We start from the raw sequence: 17,823 nt of genomic DNA, 5'->3' as shown, positions 1-17,823 counted from the left end.
AAAACCCGGAGAGGACCTCTAGGTCCTCTTCTTTTTCTAAAGGGGAATGAGAACGCTTACTCTTGAAGCGTATGAAAGGAAACAGGAGAAAAATGGGAAAACACTTATTTGAGAAACGGTGTCATTACAGTATTCGTAAATTTACGATTGGTGCAGCTTCTGTCATGATTGGTGCCAGTATCTTTGGTGCCGGAATGGTTCAAGCGGCAGAAAAAGAAGTTCCTGTAGAAACTGAGGGAGCAGTAACACAGGTCCAACCACTGGAAAAGTTACCAGCAGATTTAGCATCAGCTATTGATAAAGCAGAAGCAAATGCTGGTGCCGTCGAAAATAAAGCCACTGAGGTGGCAACTCAGCCAAATGTAGAAGAAACTCCGAAGAAAGAAGTAGAAACTCCGACAGTTGCTCCTCAAGCTGAAACAAAACCAGTTGCTAAGGATTTAGTTGAAACAGCAGATGTCAATCATCTAGAAAAGGCGACTGCAACAGCTTCAAACCATGAAGCCAATACACCATTTACAGCAGAAAAGGCAATCGACGGCAAACCTGATACTCGTTGGGCTACTGATCAAAACGTTGAGAAACCAACAATCGAATTTACACTTGAGAAGACTACTGTGATTAAGCATGTCGAGATTGATTGGGACCGCCGTCTTCGTGGTCAACAAAACGATCCAAATATCAAATCTTGGAATCTCTACTATGCTGGTCAAGATGATGTGAATGGTTCAGGAGCTAAAGAATGGAAATTAGCTCATCAAAAAGTAGGTACTCCTATTCTTGATGAAAAAGTTGACTTGAAAGAAGCTATCCAAGCCAAATACCTTAAACTTGAAATCACAGATTACCAAGCTGGTACTATGAATTGGAAGAATGTCGGAATTCAAGAAATTCGTGCTTATTCAAACATTCCAGACGCTAGTAAACCAACAGATATTCGTCAAGTTACAGAATTAACAGTTGCTGAAGATGGAAAATCACTTGTATTGCCTAAATTACCTGGTCAAGTTAGCTTAATTGGTAGCAACAAACAGGGAGTTGTTGATCTTAATAACAAAATCTACAAACCCTTAACAGATCAAACTGTTAAGGTCATGGTCCAACAAATCAAGGATACTCACACATTCACAAAAGAATTTGAAGTCCTTATTAAAGGATTACACGCAGACGAAGGTGTTGGAACCAAACCAGCAGTTGCTCCAGCAGTCCAACAATGGTATGGAACTGAAGGAAAAACTTCTATTTCAGCAGATACCGTTATTTCTGTTGGAGATTCTGGATTTGATCAAGAAGCGAAATTCTATCAGACTGACCTTCAAAGTCGTGGACTAGAAATCGCTACAGGTGATCAATCAGCTCAAAACCGAATTGAATTTAAGAAGGTTGAAGATAAGGGATACGGCAAAGAAGGCTATGGTATCACCATTAAAGATGGAGTTATCACAGTAGAAGCTGCAACAAATGCAGGTGCCTTCTATGCAACCCGTACTCTCCTTCAGATGGGAGAAAAAGACTTACAGAACGGTGAAATCCGCGACTTCCCAAGCTTTAGCCACCGTGGCTTTATGCTAGATACAGGTCGTAAGTTTATCCCTTATGACACTCTTGTAGATATCATGTTAAATATGGCTTACTACAAGATGAACGATCTTCAGTTGCACTTGAATGACAACTATATCTTCCTAAAAGACCACTTGGCTGGTAAAAATCTTTCTCAAGATGAAGAACTAGAATACGTTCTTAAAAATGCCAAGACAGGTTTCCGTGTAGAAACTGATGTTGTTGGTGAAAATGGCGAAAAATTAACATCTGATGAGCATTATACTAAGGAAGAAATGCAAGAAATCATCAAGTTAGCAAAAGCTTTGCATATCAATCTTGTCCCTGAAATTGACACCCCAGGTCACGCTCTTTCATTTGTTAAAGTTAGACCTGACCTTATGTACAAAGGCAGTCTTAGTGACTATAGGGGCAAGCACAATGTTGAACGTGTCGCGATGTTGGACTTGGATAACAAGTACGAAGAAACTCTTGCTTTTGTAAAATCAGTCTATGATAAATTACTCGATGGTGAAAATGCACCACTTCATGGCGTTTCAACAGTTCATATCGGTACAGATGAGTACTACGGCAATCCGGAAAGTTATCGTCGCTTTGTAAACGATATGATCCAGTACATCAAAGGAAAAGGCTATACACCACGTATTTGGGGTTCACTTAGTGCTAAACCAGGTTCAACGCCAGTTGATTGGAAAGATGTAGAAGTTGATATCTGGAGTATCGGATGGCAACGTCCAGCTGATGCTATTGCTCAAGGTGCTAAGATTATCAATATCACAGATATTCCAACCTATAGTGTTCCTAGTGGAAGCAATAGTCAAGGTGGTTACGGAGACTATGCAAGCTATGAGCGTCAATACAATAGTTGGACTCCAAATGACTTTACAACAGGTGGAGGACCTCGATTAGAAGCATCTAATCCAAACATTATCGGTGGTGGTCACGCTGTATGGAATGACAATATTGACCTTCACGAAACTGGACTTACTTCTTACGATATCTTTAAACGTTTCTTCAAGAGTATGCAGACGACTGCAGAACGTACTTGGGGATCTGATCGTGCGGGTAAGACTTTTGCAGAGCGCACCTTGCCAACAAGTGTTTATGCACCACAATCTAATCCTGATAAGACAGTATTCGAAAGTGACTTGTTCAAGATCAATCCAGAAACCATCAAAGATTATCTTGCTAAGAAAGTACAGAAGACTGAAGCAGGTTTGAACTTCGAAAAAGATAGCACTATCGAAGGTCTTGTTGGTGATGTTGGTCCTAGTCATGTCTTGAAATTGGATGTCACTGTAACTGGTGATGGCCAACAAACCTTCTCAACTAGCGGAGACAACCAACTTTATCTTGCGGATAAGGATGGCTACCTTGCTTATAAATTTGAACAATTCCATATCCAATTTAACAAGAAACTTGAAAAGAACAAACGTTATCAAATTTCTGTCGTAACGAAACCTCAAGTAACAGAAGTTTATGTAGATGGCGAAAAAGTTGAACGTATTGCAAACCCAGCTTACCCTCGTTTTGCGCATAATAGTTTAGTTCTACCTCTTGAAACAATCGGTGGCTTCAAAGGAATCTTGCATAGTGCTGAGTTGTCAAATGAACCATTCGTAAATCCACGTTTGATTCCAAATGATAAATTTACAGTTTCTGCAACAAGTCAGGAATTACCAGGAAACAATGTTGAAGGTCCAGTAGAAAAAGCCTTCGACAATGATCCAAATACCTTCTGGCATTCAAAATGGTTTGGACAACAAGCTCCATTCACAGTCGCAATGAACTTGAAAGCAGCAGAAAAAGTAAATGGCTTGACTTATCTTCCACGTCCAGGTGGTGGCAATGGTGTCGTGACATCTTACGAAATCTATGCTCAAAAAGATGGCCAAATGGTCAAAGTTGCTTCAGGAACTTGGGAAAATAATGCCAAAGAAAAGACAGTTAACTTTGAGGCGATTGAAACAGATAAGATAGAGTTTAAAGTTCTAGCAGGTGTAGGTGGATTTGGTAGTGCAGCAGAGATTCAACTTCTTAAGCCACTTTCTGATAGCAAACAAGAAGGGCCAGTTACTCCTGAAAAACCTGTTACTCCTGAGCAACCTAAAGTTGAAGAAGTAAGTGATGGTACAACTGAACTTGCTGATAGCTTTGTAGCTAGCAAACCTGCTAGTGACGACGTAGTTGCTGCAGCAGCACAAAGTCAAGACTATCTCAAGAAAGAATATAAGGTATTCCCAACACCACAAAAAGTAACTTATGGTGAGGGTGTTACGAAACTCCATAAACAAGTTAATCTTGTAATGGGCGATCAGTTGGATATCTATACTCGTAACCGCTTGAAGAGTGTTCTACAAGATCATCAAATTTCATACACAAGCAGTCAAACACCTGTAGCAGGTGCAACAAATATCTACCTTGGTGTTCATGGACAAAATTCACAAGCTGAAAAAGAAGTGTCTGGAATTTCTCAAGGACTCTTTGATAAAATTGATGCTTATGCCTTGTCAATCAAAGGAAACACTATTTCTATCGTCGGTAAGGATACAGATGCTGTCTTCTACGGTTTGACAACTCTCAAACACATGCTTAATGAAAGTGAAGCACCAGTCTTGCGTAACGTAACAGTTGAAGACTACGCTGAAATTAAGAACCGTGGTTTTATCGAAGGATACTATGGTAACCCTTGGAGCAATGCTGATCGTGCAGAATTGATGCGCTATGGTGGTGACTTGAAGTTGACCCAATACTTCTTTGCACCAAAAGACGATCCATACCACAACAAGAAATGGCGTGAACTTTATCCAGAAGAAAAATTAGCTGAAATCCGTGAATTGGCTCGTGTCGGAAATCAAAATAAGACTCGCTATGTTTGGACCATCCACCCATTCATGAACAACCGTATCCGATTCGGAAATGATGCTGACTATCAAAAAGACCTTGACACCATTAAGGCTAAGTTCACTCAATTGATGGATGTCGGCGTCCGTGAGTTCGGTATTTTGGCCGATGACGCTCCAAGTCCAGTTGGTGGCTACAATAGCTATAACCGCTTGATGAAGGATATGACAGACTGGTTGACTGAAAAACAAGCAACTTATGTTGGTCTTCGTAAGGAAATGATCTTCGTTCCAGGTCAGTATTGGGGTAATGGACGTGAAGATGAGTTGAAAGCACTCAACGAAAACCTTCCAACTTCAACTTCTATGACCCTTACTGGTGGTAAGATTTGGGGTGAAGTATCAGAAAACTTCCTTTCTAATCTTAAGAATAACCTGACTGCAGGTGGTAAGACTTACCGTCCAGTATCCCTATGGATTAACTGGCCATGTACAGACAACTCTAAACAACACTTAATCTTGGGTGGTGGTGAGAAATTCCTTCATCCGAATGTAGACCCAAGTCTCCTTTCAGGTATCATGTTGAACCCAATGCAACAATCCGAGCCTTCTAAGATTGCCCTCTTCTCTGCAGCCCAATATGCATGGAAACAATGGAAGTCTGAAGAAGAAGCCAAGAAAGTAAACGATATCGCCTTCAACTTTGTTGAAAACGGTAAGTTTACAGATAGCGAAGCATCAGTTGCCTTCCGTGAGCTTGGTAAACACATGATCAACCAAAACATGGATGGTCGTGTTGTGAAATTGGAAGAGTCTGTTGAACTTGCACCGAAATTGGCGACCTTCATGTCTAAGTTGAAAGCTGGTCAAGATGTCAGTGCAGAGCGTCAAGAATTGCGTGCAGAATTTGCTAAATTAAAAGCTGCAGCACAACTTTATAAAGCATCTGGTGATGAAAAGATGCGTGCTCAAATCCACTATTGGTTGGATAATACCATTGACCAAATGGATGCCTTGAGTGCTCTTCTTGATGGTACAGAAGCTATCGAAAAGAACGATTCTGCAAAACTTTGGGATAGTTACTATAAGGGCTTGAAACTATATGAACAGTCTCAAACTTATACCTTCCACTATGTAGACCATAATGAAAGAGCTGAGTTGGGTGTTCAACATATCCGTCCATTCTTGCTTGGACTTCGTGAAATCCTTGCAACAGAAGTTCAAAAAGCCTTGCACCCTGACCAAGTGATCAGTACCTTTATCACTAACCGTACAGGTGTAGAAGGTGGACTTGCTGAAGTCACTGATGGAGATTTAGGAACTCATGCGTTGATCAAATCACCAAACAGTATCAAGACTGGTGATTATATTGGCTTGAAATTTAACAAAGCTGTTCCAATCCAAAACTTGACATTTGCAATGGGAACTCAAGCAAATCCTCGTGATACCTTTAACAGTGCTAAAGTTGAGTACCTCAATGAAAATGATGAGTGGGTAACACTTTCAGAACCAAGCTACACCGGTAATGAACCACTGCTTAAATTTGAAAATCTTAATATCAATGCAAAAGCAGTTCGAATGATTGCGACTTCAGATCGTGATAATACTTGGTTTGCTGTCAGAGAAATTGCTGTTAACCGCCCTGTAGAAGTTACTCGTGCTAAACAGTCAGCTACTGTGACTATCAGTCCAAATCTTATGTACAAGTACAACACAACTGTTGGTCAAATTACAGACGGACGTGATAATACTGAAGCAATGCTTGCAAATGCTGATCGCACGGATACAACTCCTGTAGATGGTTGGGTACAACTTGACTTGGGTGAAGTCAAACCTGTGACTAAGGTTCGTCTTGTTCAAGGATCAGGAGATAAATTGGCAGAAGGTGTTATTGAATATTCTGCAGATGGTAGCTCATGGCAAGAATTGGATCGCTTGACTGGTGAACAAACAAAAGAAATCGAAACTCCAATTTCAGCTCGCTACGTTCGTGTTCGCAATACTAAGAATATCAACTTATGGTGGCGTATCGCTGACTTCTCAGTTGAAACACGTGCAGGCAATAGCGAATTGACTGATACAAACGTTGAAAGCTTGAAGTCAACTCCAGTTTATGACAGCCTAGGCCGTTATGACCTGCAAATTCCAAGCGGAACTAAGCTTCCAGCTAATAGCTACTTGGGTATGAAACTTGATCGTCTTCACCAAGCTGAAAGCATTCAAGCACTTGGTATTGAAAATCCATCCCTCAACTTGGAATTCTCTCCAAACGCCCAAGAATGGTATCCAGCTGATCAAGTGACTGATAAGTCCTTGGTACGTTATGTTCGTCTGGTTAATAAGACTGATCAAGAACAAGCAGTGACAGCAACATCTCTACTTGTTAAGACAAAAGAAGTTCAACCAACAACACTTGATTCTACATCAATGGGAATCCACCCAACATACGGTAGAAATGATGTTCGTAAGATCAAGAACTTGGATCAATTATTCGATGGTGTTTACAATAACTTTGTAGAATTCTCAGATTATGCTCGTAAAGACGGTCATATCACTCTTAAACTTGGTAGCGAACGTGATATTAAGAAGATTAGAGCTTACATCCAAGACGGCACTCAAAACTATCTCCGTGATGGTAAGATTCAAGTCAGTCAAGATGGTAAGACTTGGACAGATGTTGTGACAGTTGGTGACGGCCTTGCTAATGAAACACGTGATGATTCCTTGACCGATGGCTGGACACATGATTCTAAGATGCCAGGAAATCGCTATATCGAGGGTGAACTTTCAAGCCCAGTTAAGGCCAACTATCTCCGCGTTCTATTTACAGCAGACTATGATGCTCGTTTTGTAGGCTTCACTGAGTTGGTTATTAATGATGGTGAATTCGTGAAACCAATCAATGACCCAACGGTAGAAGGAAACAGCGGTGAAAGCCAAGGCAACCTTTACACTAATATTGTTGATGGTAAAGTCTTGACAAGCTACAAGGCTGAGAAAGAACAAGGTGAGCTTGTCTACCACTTGTCAGAACCGACAGATGCAAATCATATCCGACTTGTTTCAAGTCTTCCTCAAGGAGTGAAAGCTCGTGTGCTTGCTCGTACTCTGAAAGAAAATAAAGCAGACGCTTGGTCAGAACTAGGTGAAATTACCTCAAGCTTCCAAACATTTGCTGTCAGAGATAAGTCTCCATTATTGGATGTCAAACTTGTTTGGGAAGGTGGCAAACCAGAGTTCTACGAAATGACTACATTCCACCAAGAACTTCCGGAAGAACCAGAGAAACCAGCTCCAACTACAAGTAAGGGTGATGAAGCAGCACCAATAGTAGAAGTTCCAGAATTTACCGGTGGAGTAAATGGTGTCGAAGCAGCTGTTCATGAAGTTCCAGAGTACACTGAAGCTATTGGCACAGCAGGTGAAGAAGCAGCACCAGTAGTAGAAGTCCCAGAATTCAAGGGTGGCGTTAACGCAGTCGAAGCAGCTGTTCATGAAGTTCCAGAGTACACGGAAGCTATTGGTACAGCAGGTGAAGAAGCAGCACCAGTAGTAGAAGTCCCAGAATTCAAGGGTGGCGTTAACACAGTCGAAGCAGCTGTTCATGAAGTTCCAGAATACACAGGAGCAATTGGCACAGCAGGTGAAGCAGCTATTCATGAAGTCCCAGAATTTACTGGTGGAGTGAATGGTGAAGTAGCAGCTGTTCAGGAAGTAAGCCCAGAATACACAGGCAGTGTCAATGGAGCAGAAGCAGCTATTCATGAAGTCCCAGAGTTTACTGGTGGTGTGAATGGTGACGAAGCAGCTGTTCAGGAAGTAAGCCCAGAATTCACAGGTGGTGTCAATGGAGCAGAAGGAGCAATCCATGAGGTTCCAGAATACAAAGATGAGCAGTCTCTTGTAGCTCTTACTATGTCACAAGATAAGACCTACCAAGCACCTGCAAGCCATCAATACAAACTCCCAGAGACAGGCACTAAAGAAAATGCTGGCCTTGCAGCCGTAGGTCTTGTAGGAGCACTTCTTGGTATGTTTGCAATGGGAAAGAAAAAAGACGACGAATAAGATGATGTAAAAGCATTCGAGTCATAGAGATTGGATCAAGAGACTAATCTCGATTATAAAAAGCGGACAAAACTAGTTTTCTGATGAACAGAATCTGGTCTTGTTCGCTTTTTTATAGGCTCGATATTGAATCATGTAAAAAAACCAGTGCTGCAACAATCACTGGTTTTTGGTTATTTTTAGGAAGCCCCACTTGTAGCTGTAGTAGCTGTATCTGTTGCTTGTGTACTAGAAGGAGTGTCAGTTTGCTCTTTTTTACTTGTCGACTCTTCTTTCTTGCTTTCTTCACTGCTACTAGATTGACTTGTCGTTTCTTCTTGTGTGTTGTCCTTTGTAGAAGTATTATCCTTGTTGGGAGTAGTGTTCTCTTGAGGGGATTCCTTTTGAATCTCTTTTATGACAGTTGTCTGGGTTGTCGTAGTTTCTTTTTTAGAGTTATTATTGTTATTGTTATTCATAGCATTCATGATGGTGATGCTTGCAGTAATCAGTCCCAGAATACTACCGATAGTAGCAATCGTTTTTTGAAAAACAGTAAATCCTTTTTTGATGTGTTCCGTTTTAGGTTTTGATGTTCTACGATAATTAGACATAATATCTCTCCTTTACTAAAATTCATTATACCGAAAATCTTTAAAAAAAACTTAAATGAACCTGAACTGCCTTTCTTGTCGCCTGAACTGTTTCGTGATACAATAGAAGGAGTGATTTTAGAAAGCGTGAGAAACCATGATTTACTTTGATAATTCGGCTACAACAAAGCCTTATCCAGAAGCACTTGAAACCTATATGCAAGTGTCTGCAAAAATTATTGGAAATCCTTCAAGTCTCCATCGTTTGGGAGACCAATCTAGCAGAATTTTAGAAGCTTCTCGACAGCAGATTGCAGATTTGATTGGCAAGAAAAGCGAAGAAATCTTCTTTACTTCTGGTGGGACTGAAGGGGATAATTGGGTTATCAAAGGGGTTGCTTTTGAAAAAGCGCAGTTTGGTAAACACATTATTGTGTCTGATATTGAGCACCCAGCAGTCAAGGAGTCGGCTCTCTGGCTCAAGACTCAAGGTTTTGAAGTGGATTTTGCACCTGTAAATGAAAAAGGATTTGTAGATGTAGCTGCTTTAGAAAACCTACTCCGTCCTGATACAACGCTAGTCTCCGTTATGGCTGTTAACAATGAAATAGGATCAATCCAGCCTATTGAAGCTATATCAGAACTTTTGGTAGATAAGCCAACAATTTCCTTCCACGTTGATGCCGTTCAAGCTTTAGCTAAGATTCCGATAGAAAAGTATCTGACTGATCGAGTGGATTTTGCGACCTTCTCTAGTCATAAATTCCACGGAGTTCGTGGTGTTGGATTTGTCTATATCAAGTCTGGCAAGAAAATTACACCGCTTTTAACTGGTGGTGGCCAAGAGCGTGACTATCGTTCAACAACCGAGAATGTAGCAGGGATTGCAGCAACAGCCAAGGCCCTACGATTGGCTATGGAAAAACTAGACTTGTTTACGGCTAAGACAGCCCAATTGAAGGCAGTCATTCATCAAGCCCTTCTTGCTTATCCTGATATTTTTGTCTTCTCAGGAGAGGAGAATTTTGCTCCTCATATTCTTACCTTTGGGATTAAGGGGGTTCGTGGTGAAGTTATCGTTCATGCTTTTGAAGAATATGATATTTTCATTTCTACAACGTCAGCTTGCTCGTCCAAGGCTGGGAAACCTGCTGGGACCCTGATTGCCATGGGGATTGAAAAGGATAAGGCCCAGTCAGCAGTCCGCCTCAGCCTAGACCTAGAAAATGACATGAGTCAAGTTGAGCAATTTTTGACCAAACTAAAGTTAATTTACAATCAAACTAGAAAAGTAAGATAGGAGTATTCATGCAGTATTCAGAAATTATGATTCGCTACGGAGAATTGTCAACTAAGGGTAAAAACCGTATGCGTTTCATCAATAAACTACGTAATAATATCTCAGATGTTTTATCCATCTATCCTCAAGTCAAAGTGACAGCAGACCGCGATCGTGCCCATGCTTATCTGAATGGGGCAGACTATGAACCAGTGGCAGAATCTCTCAAGCAAGTTTTCGGGATTCAAAACTTTTCTCCAGTATACAAGGTTGAAAAATCCGTAGAAGTTCTGAAGTCTACTGTCCAAGAGATTATGAAGGACCTATACAAGGAAGGCATGACCTTTAAAATCTCAAGTAAACGCAGCGACCATAACTTTGAGTTAGATAGTCGTGAACTCAACCAAACACTTGGTGGAGCAGTTTTTGAAGCTATTCCAAATGTGCAAGCCCAAATGAAAAATCCTGACATCAATCTGCAAGTGGAGATTCGTGAGGAAGCAGCCTACCTTTCTTATGAAACTATTCGTGGAGCGGGAGGTTTACCAGTTGGAACTTCGGGTAAAGGAATGCTTATGTTATCAGGAGGGATTGACTCTCCTGTAGCAGGGTATCTCGCTCTAAAACGTGGAGTGGATATCGAGGCTGTTCACTTTGCTAGTCCACCCTATACTAGTCCAGGTGCTCTCAAGAAAGCTCAGGATTTGACCCGTAAATTGACTAAGTTCGGTGGTAATATCCAGTTTATCGAAGTACCTTTCACTGAGATTCAAGAAGAAATTAAGGCTAAAGCTCCAGAAGCCTATCTCATGACTTTGACCCGTCGCTTTATGATGCGCATTACAGACCGTATCCGTGAAGTGAGAAATGGTTTGGTCATTATCAATGGTGAAAGTCTTGGTCAGGTAGCTAGCCAAACCCTTGAAAGTATGCAGGCCATCAATGCGGTGACCAATACACCAATTATCCGTCCAGTTGTGACTATGGATAAGTTGGAAATCATTGATATTGCTCAGGAAATTGATACCTTTGAAATTTCTATCCAACCTTTTGAAGATTGTTGTACTATTTTTGCGCCTGATCGTCCGAAAACAAATCCAAAGATTAAGAATGCCGAACAGTATGAAACACGTATGGACGTTGAAGGATTGGTTGAGCGAGCAGTTGCAGGAATTATGATCACAGAAATCACACCACAAGCAGAAAAAGATGCGGTGGATGAGTTGATTGAAGATCTCCTCTAATTTCGAAAAAACATAAGAATTGAGAAAATAAGTAGAAAAAGTTAGTTTTTTGTTCTAAATTTAGACGGAAACTGACTTTTTTTCTATTTTTATGCTATAATAAGATAAAATTTTGAATATAGAGAGTTTTCTGACAATGAATCAATCTTATTTTTACCTGAAAATGCGAGAGCATAAATTAGTGGTTCCCTATACAGGAAAGGATCGACGGGTACGTGTACTTCTCCCTAAAAACTATGAGAAAGATACGGATCGGACTTATCCAGTTGTCTATTTCCATGATGGTCAAAATGTTTTTTACAGTAAAGAATCTTACGTTGGACATTCCTGGAAGATTATCCCAGCCATCAAGCGAAATCCAGATATCAGCCGTATGATTGTTGTGGCTATTGACAATGATGGTTTTGGACGGATGAATGAGTACGCGGCATGGAAATTCCAAGAGTCTAATATTCCTGGTCAACAATTTGGTGGTAAGGGAGTCGAGTATGCTGAGTTTGTCATGGAAGTGGTTAAGCCCTTTATCGATGAAAACTATCGGACAAAGGCAGACCGTAAACACACTGCAATGATAGGATCTTCACTTGGTGGCAATATTACCCAGTTTATCGGCTTGGAGTATCAAGATCAGATTGGTTGCTTGGGAGTTTTCTCATCAGCTAACTGGCTTCACCAAGAAGCCTTTGATCGCTATATCGAGCGTAAAAAACTATTACCTGATCAGCGAATCTTTATCTATGTTGGAACGGAAGAAGCTGATGATACAGACAAGACCCTCATGGCTGGCAATATTAAGCAGGCCTATATCGACTCTTCCCTTCGATATTATCATGATTTGATAGCAGGAGGAGTGCAGTTGGAAAATCTCTCGCTCAAGGTTCAGGCTGGAGCCATTCACCATGAAGTACCATGGTCAGAAAATCTTCCAGCTTGTCTACGCTTTTTTGCAGAAAATTGGTAATCAGTTTAAAGGAGACAGGATATGAATATTGAACATCTTAGCCACTGGAGTGGTCATCTTAACCGTGAAATGTATGTTAATCGTTACGGACACGCAGGTATCCCAGTGGTTGTCTTTGCTTCCTCAGGTGGTAGCCACAATGAATACTATGATTTTGGCATGATTGATGCATGTGCATCCTTTATCGAGGAAGGTCGAGTGCAATTCTTTACCCTTTCAAGTGTCGATAGTGAGAGTTGGCTAGCAACATGGAAAAATGGTCATGACCAAGCTGAAATGCACCGTGCTTATGAGCGATACGTTATTGAGGAAGCCATTCCTTTTATCAAGCACAAGACAGGCTGGTTTGACGGTATGATGACAACAGGATGCTCTATGGGAGCCTATCACGCTTTGAATTTCTTCCTCCAACATCCAGACGTCTTTACCAAGGTAATTGCCCTCAGTGGTGTCTATGATGCTCGTTTCTTTGTTGGAGATTACTACAACGATGATGCTATCTATCAAAATTCACCAGTAGACTATATCTGGAATCAAAATGATGGTTGGTTTATCGATCGTTACCGTCAGGCTGAGATTGTCATCTGTACAGGACTAGGTGCTTGGGAACAGGATGGCCTTCCTTCTTACTACAAGTTAAAAGAAGCTTTTGACCAAAAACAAATTCCTGCCTGGTTTGCAGAATGGGGGCACGATGTGGCCCATGACTGGGAATGGTGGCGCAAACAAATGCCTTATTTCCTCGGTCATTTGAGTCTATAAAAGGAGTCGCTTATGAATTATCTTGTAATTTCACCCTATTACCCACAAAATTTCCAACAGTTTAGTGTTGAGCTAGCCAATAAAGGAATCACCGTTCTAGGGATTGGGCAAGAACCCTATGAACAACTAGATGAGCCATTGCGCAATAGCTTGACTGAGTACTTCCGTGTTGATAATCTTGAAAATATTGATGAAGTTAAACGTGCAGTTGCCTTTCTCTTTTATAAGCATGGTCCAATTGACCGCATCGAATCTCACAATGAATACTGGCTAGAGTTGGATGCTGCTCTTCGTGAACAGTTTCATGTCTTTGGTGCCAAACCAGACGATCTCAAAAAGACCAAGTTCAAGTCTGAAATGAAGAAACTCTTCAAAAAAGCTGGAGTTCCAGTGGTTCCAGGTGCTGTCATTGAAACAGATGCAGATGTTGACAAAGCTGTGAAAGAAATTGGCCTTCCTATGATTGCCAAACCTGACAATGGAGTGGGAGCGGCAGCAACCTTCAAGCTTGAAACAGAAGAGGATATCCATCATTTCAAGGCAGAGTGGGATCATTCAACCGTTTATTTCTTTGAAAAATTTGTCACCTCTAGTGAAATATGTACCTTTGATGGTTTGGTAGATAGAGATGGAAATATCGTCTTTTCTACGACCTTTGACTATGCACATACACCCCTTGATCTCATGATTTACAAGATGGACAATTCTTATTATGTTCTTAAAGATATGGATCCAAAATTGCGCAAGTATGGTGAGGCAATCGTTAAAGAATTTGGCATGAAAGAACGTTTCTTCCATATCGAGTTCTTCCGTGAAGGTGATGATTATATTGCCATTGAGTACAATAACCGTCCAGCGGGTGGATTCACCATTGATGTTTATAATTTTGCCCATTCCTTGGACCTCTATCGTGGCTATGCGGCTATAGTCGCAGGAGAAGAGTTCCCAGCGTCAGAATTTGAAGCTCAATATTGTTTAGCTACATCCCGTCGTGCAAATGCTCACTATGTCTATTCTGAGGAGGACTTGCTTGCCAAATATAGTCAGCAGTTCAAGGTTAAAAAAATCATGCCAACGGCCTTCGCGGAACTTCAAGGAGATTACCTTTATATGCTGACAACTCCGAGTCGACAAGAAATGGATCAGATGATTAAGGACTTTGGTCAGCGTCAAGAATAATCAAATAGGATGAAAGGAGTTTGACTTCTTTTGTCTTTTTATTAGAATAGAAGACTAAATGTTAGTGAATTTGAATCAATTTAATTAATATGATATGATGTAGTATAAATGTTATTGTCAAAGATATTTTATAGAAAATTTTTCTATTATTTTGAATATATTTTGTAAATCAACTATTAATTTATTTTAAGGAGTCTAAATTTAAAATGAAAAAAGAAGAAATAAAGCCTATTTTTCTCTCGTCTATTATTGACACTATTATATTTATAATAATGTTATTTCTTGGATCTCACTTTATTTCTTTTTGGGGTAAGACAGATGAAGTTTTATTAGTTTTAGTTTCGTTTTTTTCTATAACAAAATTGTTAGTGACTTACTTTGTTTCAAAAAGAAAAAATGGACTAGAAAAAGGCTTCAATTATTTTATAACAATTTTATTAGGTTTAGTAGAGTTTTCTGTTTTATTTTACTTACTAAATGGTAATCAAAATTTGAAATTATTTCTTTTGGCTATAATAACGATATTTTTGGAAAGTCTTATAAAAGAAAAATCAAATTCAAGGACGATACTAACGGGAACATTTTTAATATTTTTTGTCATTTCTTTATCAATTGTATTATTTTTTATTAATCCATCTGAATCCGCTCTAGTTTCGGCAATCACAGCAGTAGCTACTTTATTATTGACAACTGACACTCTAGAGGATGTATTTAATATCAAAGTGACAAAGCAACGACAAAAACAACTTTCGGTTATAAAAATATCAGTATTATTTCTTGTCCCAATAATTTATGCTTCCTCTTTAATTTATCCCCGTCCTGATGCTAATAATACTTCGATTTATACGATGTTGCTAACTGGACTTTATAGATTTATTGTATTAGAAATAACATATCCTCTTTTTTTATTTTTAATTTATTTTAAGAAACTAAGACAAAAAATTCAAATCATGCTTGGATTACCATCTAGTCAAAAATATTTATATGGAAATTGGAATATGATTACAATAAATAAGTTTACGAACCAAGATATTATTGTGAGAAAATTCTTATTAAATATTGATGGCAATAGAATTAAATTTTTGGGTAGTTTTTTCACTTTTGATGAAGATAATGTTATCTATAATGATAAAGAGGAAATACTTGGGAAAATCGAGAAATGTAACGATGATAGAGTAAATTTAGTAATTGATAATAAAACTATACAGCTTATTAAAATAGGAAGTGATGAATATAGAAAGTTTAGTTCATGTCATTATAATCGGAAGGAAAAGTTTTACAATATTCAAATTACAGAACCTATCACTAATAGTAACCTAGAAGTTACTTTGTTTTTATTTAATAATGTTGAAAATCAATTTATTGAAATAAATAGTATGACTAATTACAAGTATGACTTAATAGATGGAGAATTTATTCGTATTAATAATAATGAGAAATTTGTAATGAATAATTTTTTACCATCAGATTTATATGAATCAGATGAATTTAAATAGTGGAAAAGAGTTAACTTTTCTTAAAAGAACATATTAAAGAATATTAAATTATAATTTTAAAAGAATTTCGAACTTTTTTCGCTAATTAAAAAATTGGAAAATATTTTGGTCAGCGTCAAGAATAATCAAAATTTTGACTTAACAAACTAGGTTTGTTAGGTCTTTTTTTAAGAACTAAAATAAAAGCGTTTTCCTGCAGTATTCTTTTAGAAAATCTGTTGATAAAAGAAATAAAAATTGATAGAATAAGGATTGTCTAAAAAATTTTAAGGAGAATCTATCAAATGGATTTCACATGGGCAATTAAATATGCCACTGAATTTTTGGGAACTGCTATTTTGATCATTCTTGGAAATGGTGCAGTTGCCAACGTTGAACTTAAAGGTACGAAAGGTCACCAAAGTGGCTGGCTCGTTATCGCTGTTGGTTACGGTATGGGGGTTATGATCCCTGCCTTGATGTTTGGTAATGTTTCTGGTAACCACATCAACCCAGCCTTCACTCTTGGTCTAGCAGTTAGCGGACTTTTCCCTTGGGCACAAGTAGTACCATACATCGTTGCACAAGTCTTGGGAGCAATCTTCGGACAAGCATTAGTTGTTGCAACACACCGTCCCTACTACTTGAAGACAGAAAATCCAAATAACATCTTGGGAACTTTCTCAACAATTTCAAGTATCGACCACGGTACAAAAGAATCACGCTTCGCTGCAACAGTTAACGGTTTTATCAACGAGTTTGTTGGATCATTCGTTCTTTTCTTTGCAGCACTTGGTTTGACAAAGAACTTCTTTGGAGCTGAAGTCCTTCAATACATGAAGCAAATGGCAACTCAAGCTGGTCAAAATGTTGACTTCTCTGATTTGGCAATTAAAGCTCAAGTAGCGCCACATACAGCATCAGGACTTTCTGTTGCTCACTTGGCACTTGGTTTCCTAGTAATGGCTTTGGTTACTTCACTTGGAGGACCTACAGGACCTGGTTTGAACCCAGCTCGTGACTTTGGACCACGTCTCCTTCATGCTTTCCTTCCAAAATCAATCCTTGGTCAACACAAGGGTGATTCAAAATGGTGGTATGCATGGGTACCAGTAGTTGCACCGATTCTTGCAGCGATTGCAGCGGTAGCAATCTTTAAATTCCTTTACCTATAATATTTATAAACTGGGATTTTCCCAGTTTTTTCTTTTTCGGGAAAAACGAATTTTTTAGATTGGATTCTTAAATCGTCAGACTTTTTTTATTTTAAGACTAAAGGTGAAAATATCCCGAAAATATGGTAAAATAGAGTGTTAAGAAATCGTTGAAAAAGGAAAATTATGCGTAAAGAGATTGCACCTGAATTATACAATTACAATAAATTCCCTGGTCCAGAGTTTCGTGTGACTGGATCTAGGGTCGAGGCTGAAGGTTTTGCTTTTACCTTGGTTGAAAATAGCAAGGATGCTTTTGATGTAACGGCTTTTACTCAACGTTTTTCAGAAGTTTTGACTAAGTTCGACTATATCGTAGGAGACTGGAGTAATGAACAGTTGCGCTTGCGAGGCTTTTATAAGAATGAACGCGCTGAAGAGTCTTTAGAAAAAATCAGTCGCTTGCAGGATTATCTACTAGAGTACTGTAGCTATGGTTGTGCCTATTTTGTCTTAGAAAACCAAGTGCCTAAGCGGGCGTCCTTTGACCAAAAGATGCGCAAAAAAGAGGAAGAAAAAGATTCTCGAAAAGGAAAGAAACCTTCTCAAAACAAGAAAAGAAATCATACAGATAAAAGAAATAGACGACGTTCAAAAGAACAAAAATCCCAGAAAGAAGACAAGGGGCAGCGTCATTTCGTCATTCGTCAGAAGTGAGTAGAAAAT

General features: G+C 39.2%; 10 protein-coding genes. 9 read left to right on the top strand and 1 reads right to left on the bottom strand.

Translation table 11 applies throughout. The features are described 5' to 3' along the window. Positions 1-92 precede the first annotated feature (92 nt). Positions 93-8,471 carry an SIALI-17 repeat-containing surface protein gene (locus tag ACORHT_RS06805; RefSeq protein ID WP_434349820.1) on the top strand — a complete coding sequence of 2,793 codons (8,379 nt, stop codon included), beginning with the start codon at positions 93-95 and terminating at the stop codon, positions 8,469-8,471. A 179-nt stretch (positions 8,472-8,650) separates the two neighbouring features. Here the strand turns inward: ACORHT_RS06805 and ACORHT_RS06800 are convergent, their stop codons facing one another. Next, positions 8,651-9,064, bottom strand: a complete 414-nt coding sequence (locus ACORHT_RS06800; protein ID WP_075229166.1) for a DUF6556 family protein — start codon at positions 9,062-9,064, stop codon at positions 8,651-8,653. Positions 9,065-9,200: 136 nt separating this feature from the next. On the opposite strand from ACORHT_RS06800, the gene ACORHT_RS06795 reads away from it, so the two are divergent. The 8 genes from ACORHT_RS06795 (at position 9,201) to ACORHT_RS06760 (ending at position 17,814) form a co-directional block, all read left to right on the top strand. Further along, positions 9,201-10,343: a cysteine desulfurase family protein gene (locus ACORHT_RS06795; protein WP_434349819.1), complete on the top strand. Its 1,143-nt coding sequence runs from the start codon at positions 9,201-9,203 to the stop codon at positions 10,341-10,343. An 8-nt stretch (positions 10,344-10,351) separates the two neighbouring features. Continuing rightward, positions 10,352-11,566, top strand: a complete 1,215-nt coding sequence (gene thiI, locus ACORHT_RS06790) for a tRNA uracil 4-sulfurtransferase ThiI (protein WP_434349818.1) — start codon at positions 10,352-10,354, stop codon at positions 11,564-11,566. Positions 11,567-11,702: 136 nt separating this feature from the next. Beyond that, positions 11,703-12,527: an alpha/beta hydrolase gene (locus ACORHT_RS06785; protein ID WP_434349817.1), complete on the top strand. Its 825-nt coding sequence runs from the start codon at positions 11,703-11,705 to the stop codon at positions 12,525-12,527. A 21-nt stretch (positions 12,528-12,548) separates the two neighbouring features. Beyond that, entirely contained in the window at positions 12,549-13,289 is a 741-nt protein-coding gene (locus ACORHT_RS06780; protein WP_434349816.1) for an esterase family protein, read from the top strand. Positions 13,290-13,301: 12 nt separating this feature from the next. Next, positions 13,302-14,468 carry an ATP-grasp domain-containing protein gene (locus ACORHT_RS06775; RefSeq protein ID WP_434349815.1) on the top strand — a complete coding sequence of 389 codons (1,167 nt, stop codon included), beginning with the start codon at positions 13,302-13,304 and terminating at the stop codon, positions 14,466-14,468. 206 nt (positions 14,469-14,674) lie between these two features. After that, positions 14,675-15,964, top strand: a complete 1,290-nt coding sequence (locus ACORHT_RS06770; RefSeq protein WP_434349814.1) for a hypothetical protein — start codon at positions 14,675-14,677, stop codon at positions 15,962-15,964. A 284-nt stretch (positions 15,965-16,248) separates the two neighbouring features. Next, positions 16,249-17,118: an aquaglyceroporin Gla gene (gene gla / locus ACORHT_RS06765; RefSeq protein ID WP_434349813.1), complete on the top strand. Its 870-nt coding sequence runs from the start codon at positions 16,249-16,251 to the stop codon at positions 17,116-17,118. Positions 17,119-17,283: 165 nt separating this feature from the next. After that, positions 17,284-17,814: a YutD family protein gene (locus ACORHT_RS06760; protein WP_075231930.1), complete on the top strand. Its 531-nt coding sequence runs from the start codon at positions 17,284-17,286 to the stop codon at positions 17,812-17,814. The last annotated feature ends 9 nt before the right edge of the window (positions 17,815-17,823 follow it).

Origin of the sequence: Streptococcus sp. KHUD_014, assembly GCF_051106275.1 — a bacterium.
Classification (GTDB): Bacteria; Bacillota; Bacilli; order Lactobacillales; family Streptococcaceae; genus Streptococcus.
This window is presented reverse-complemented; position numbering and strand designations above follow the sequence as displayed.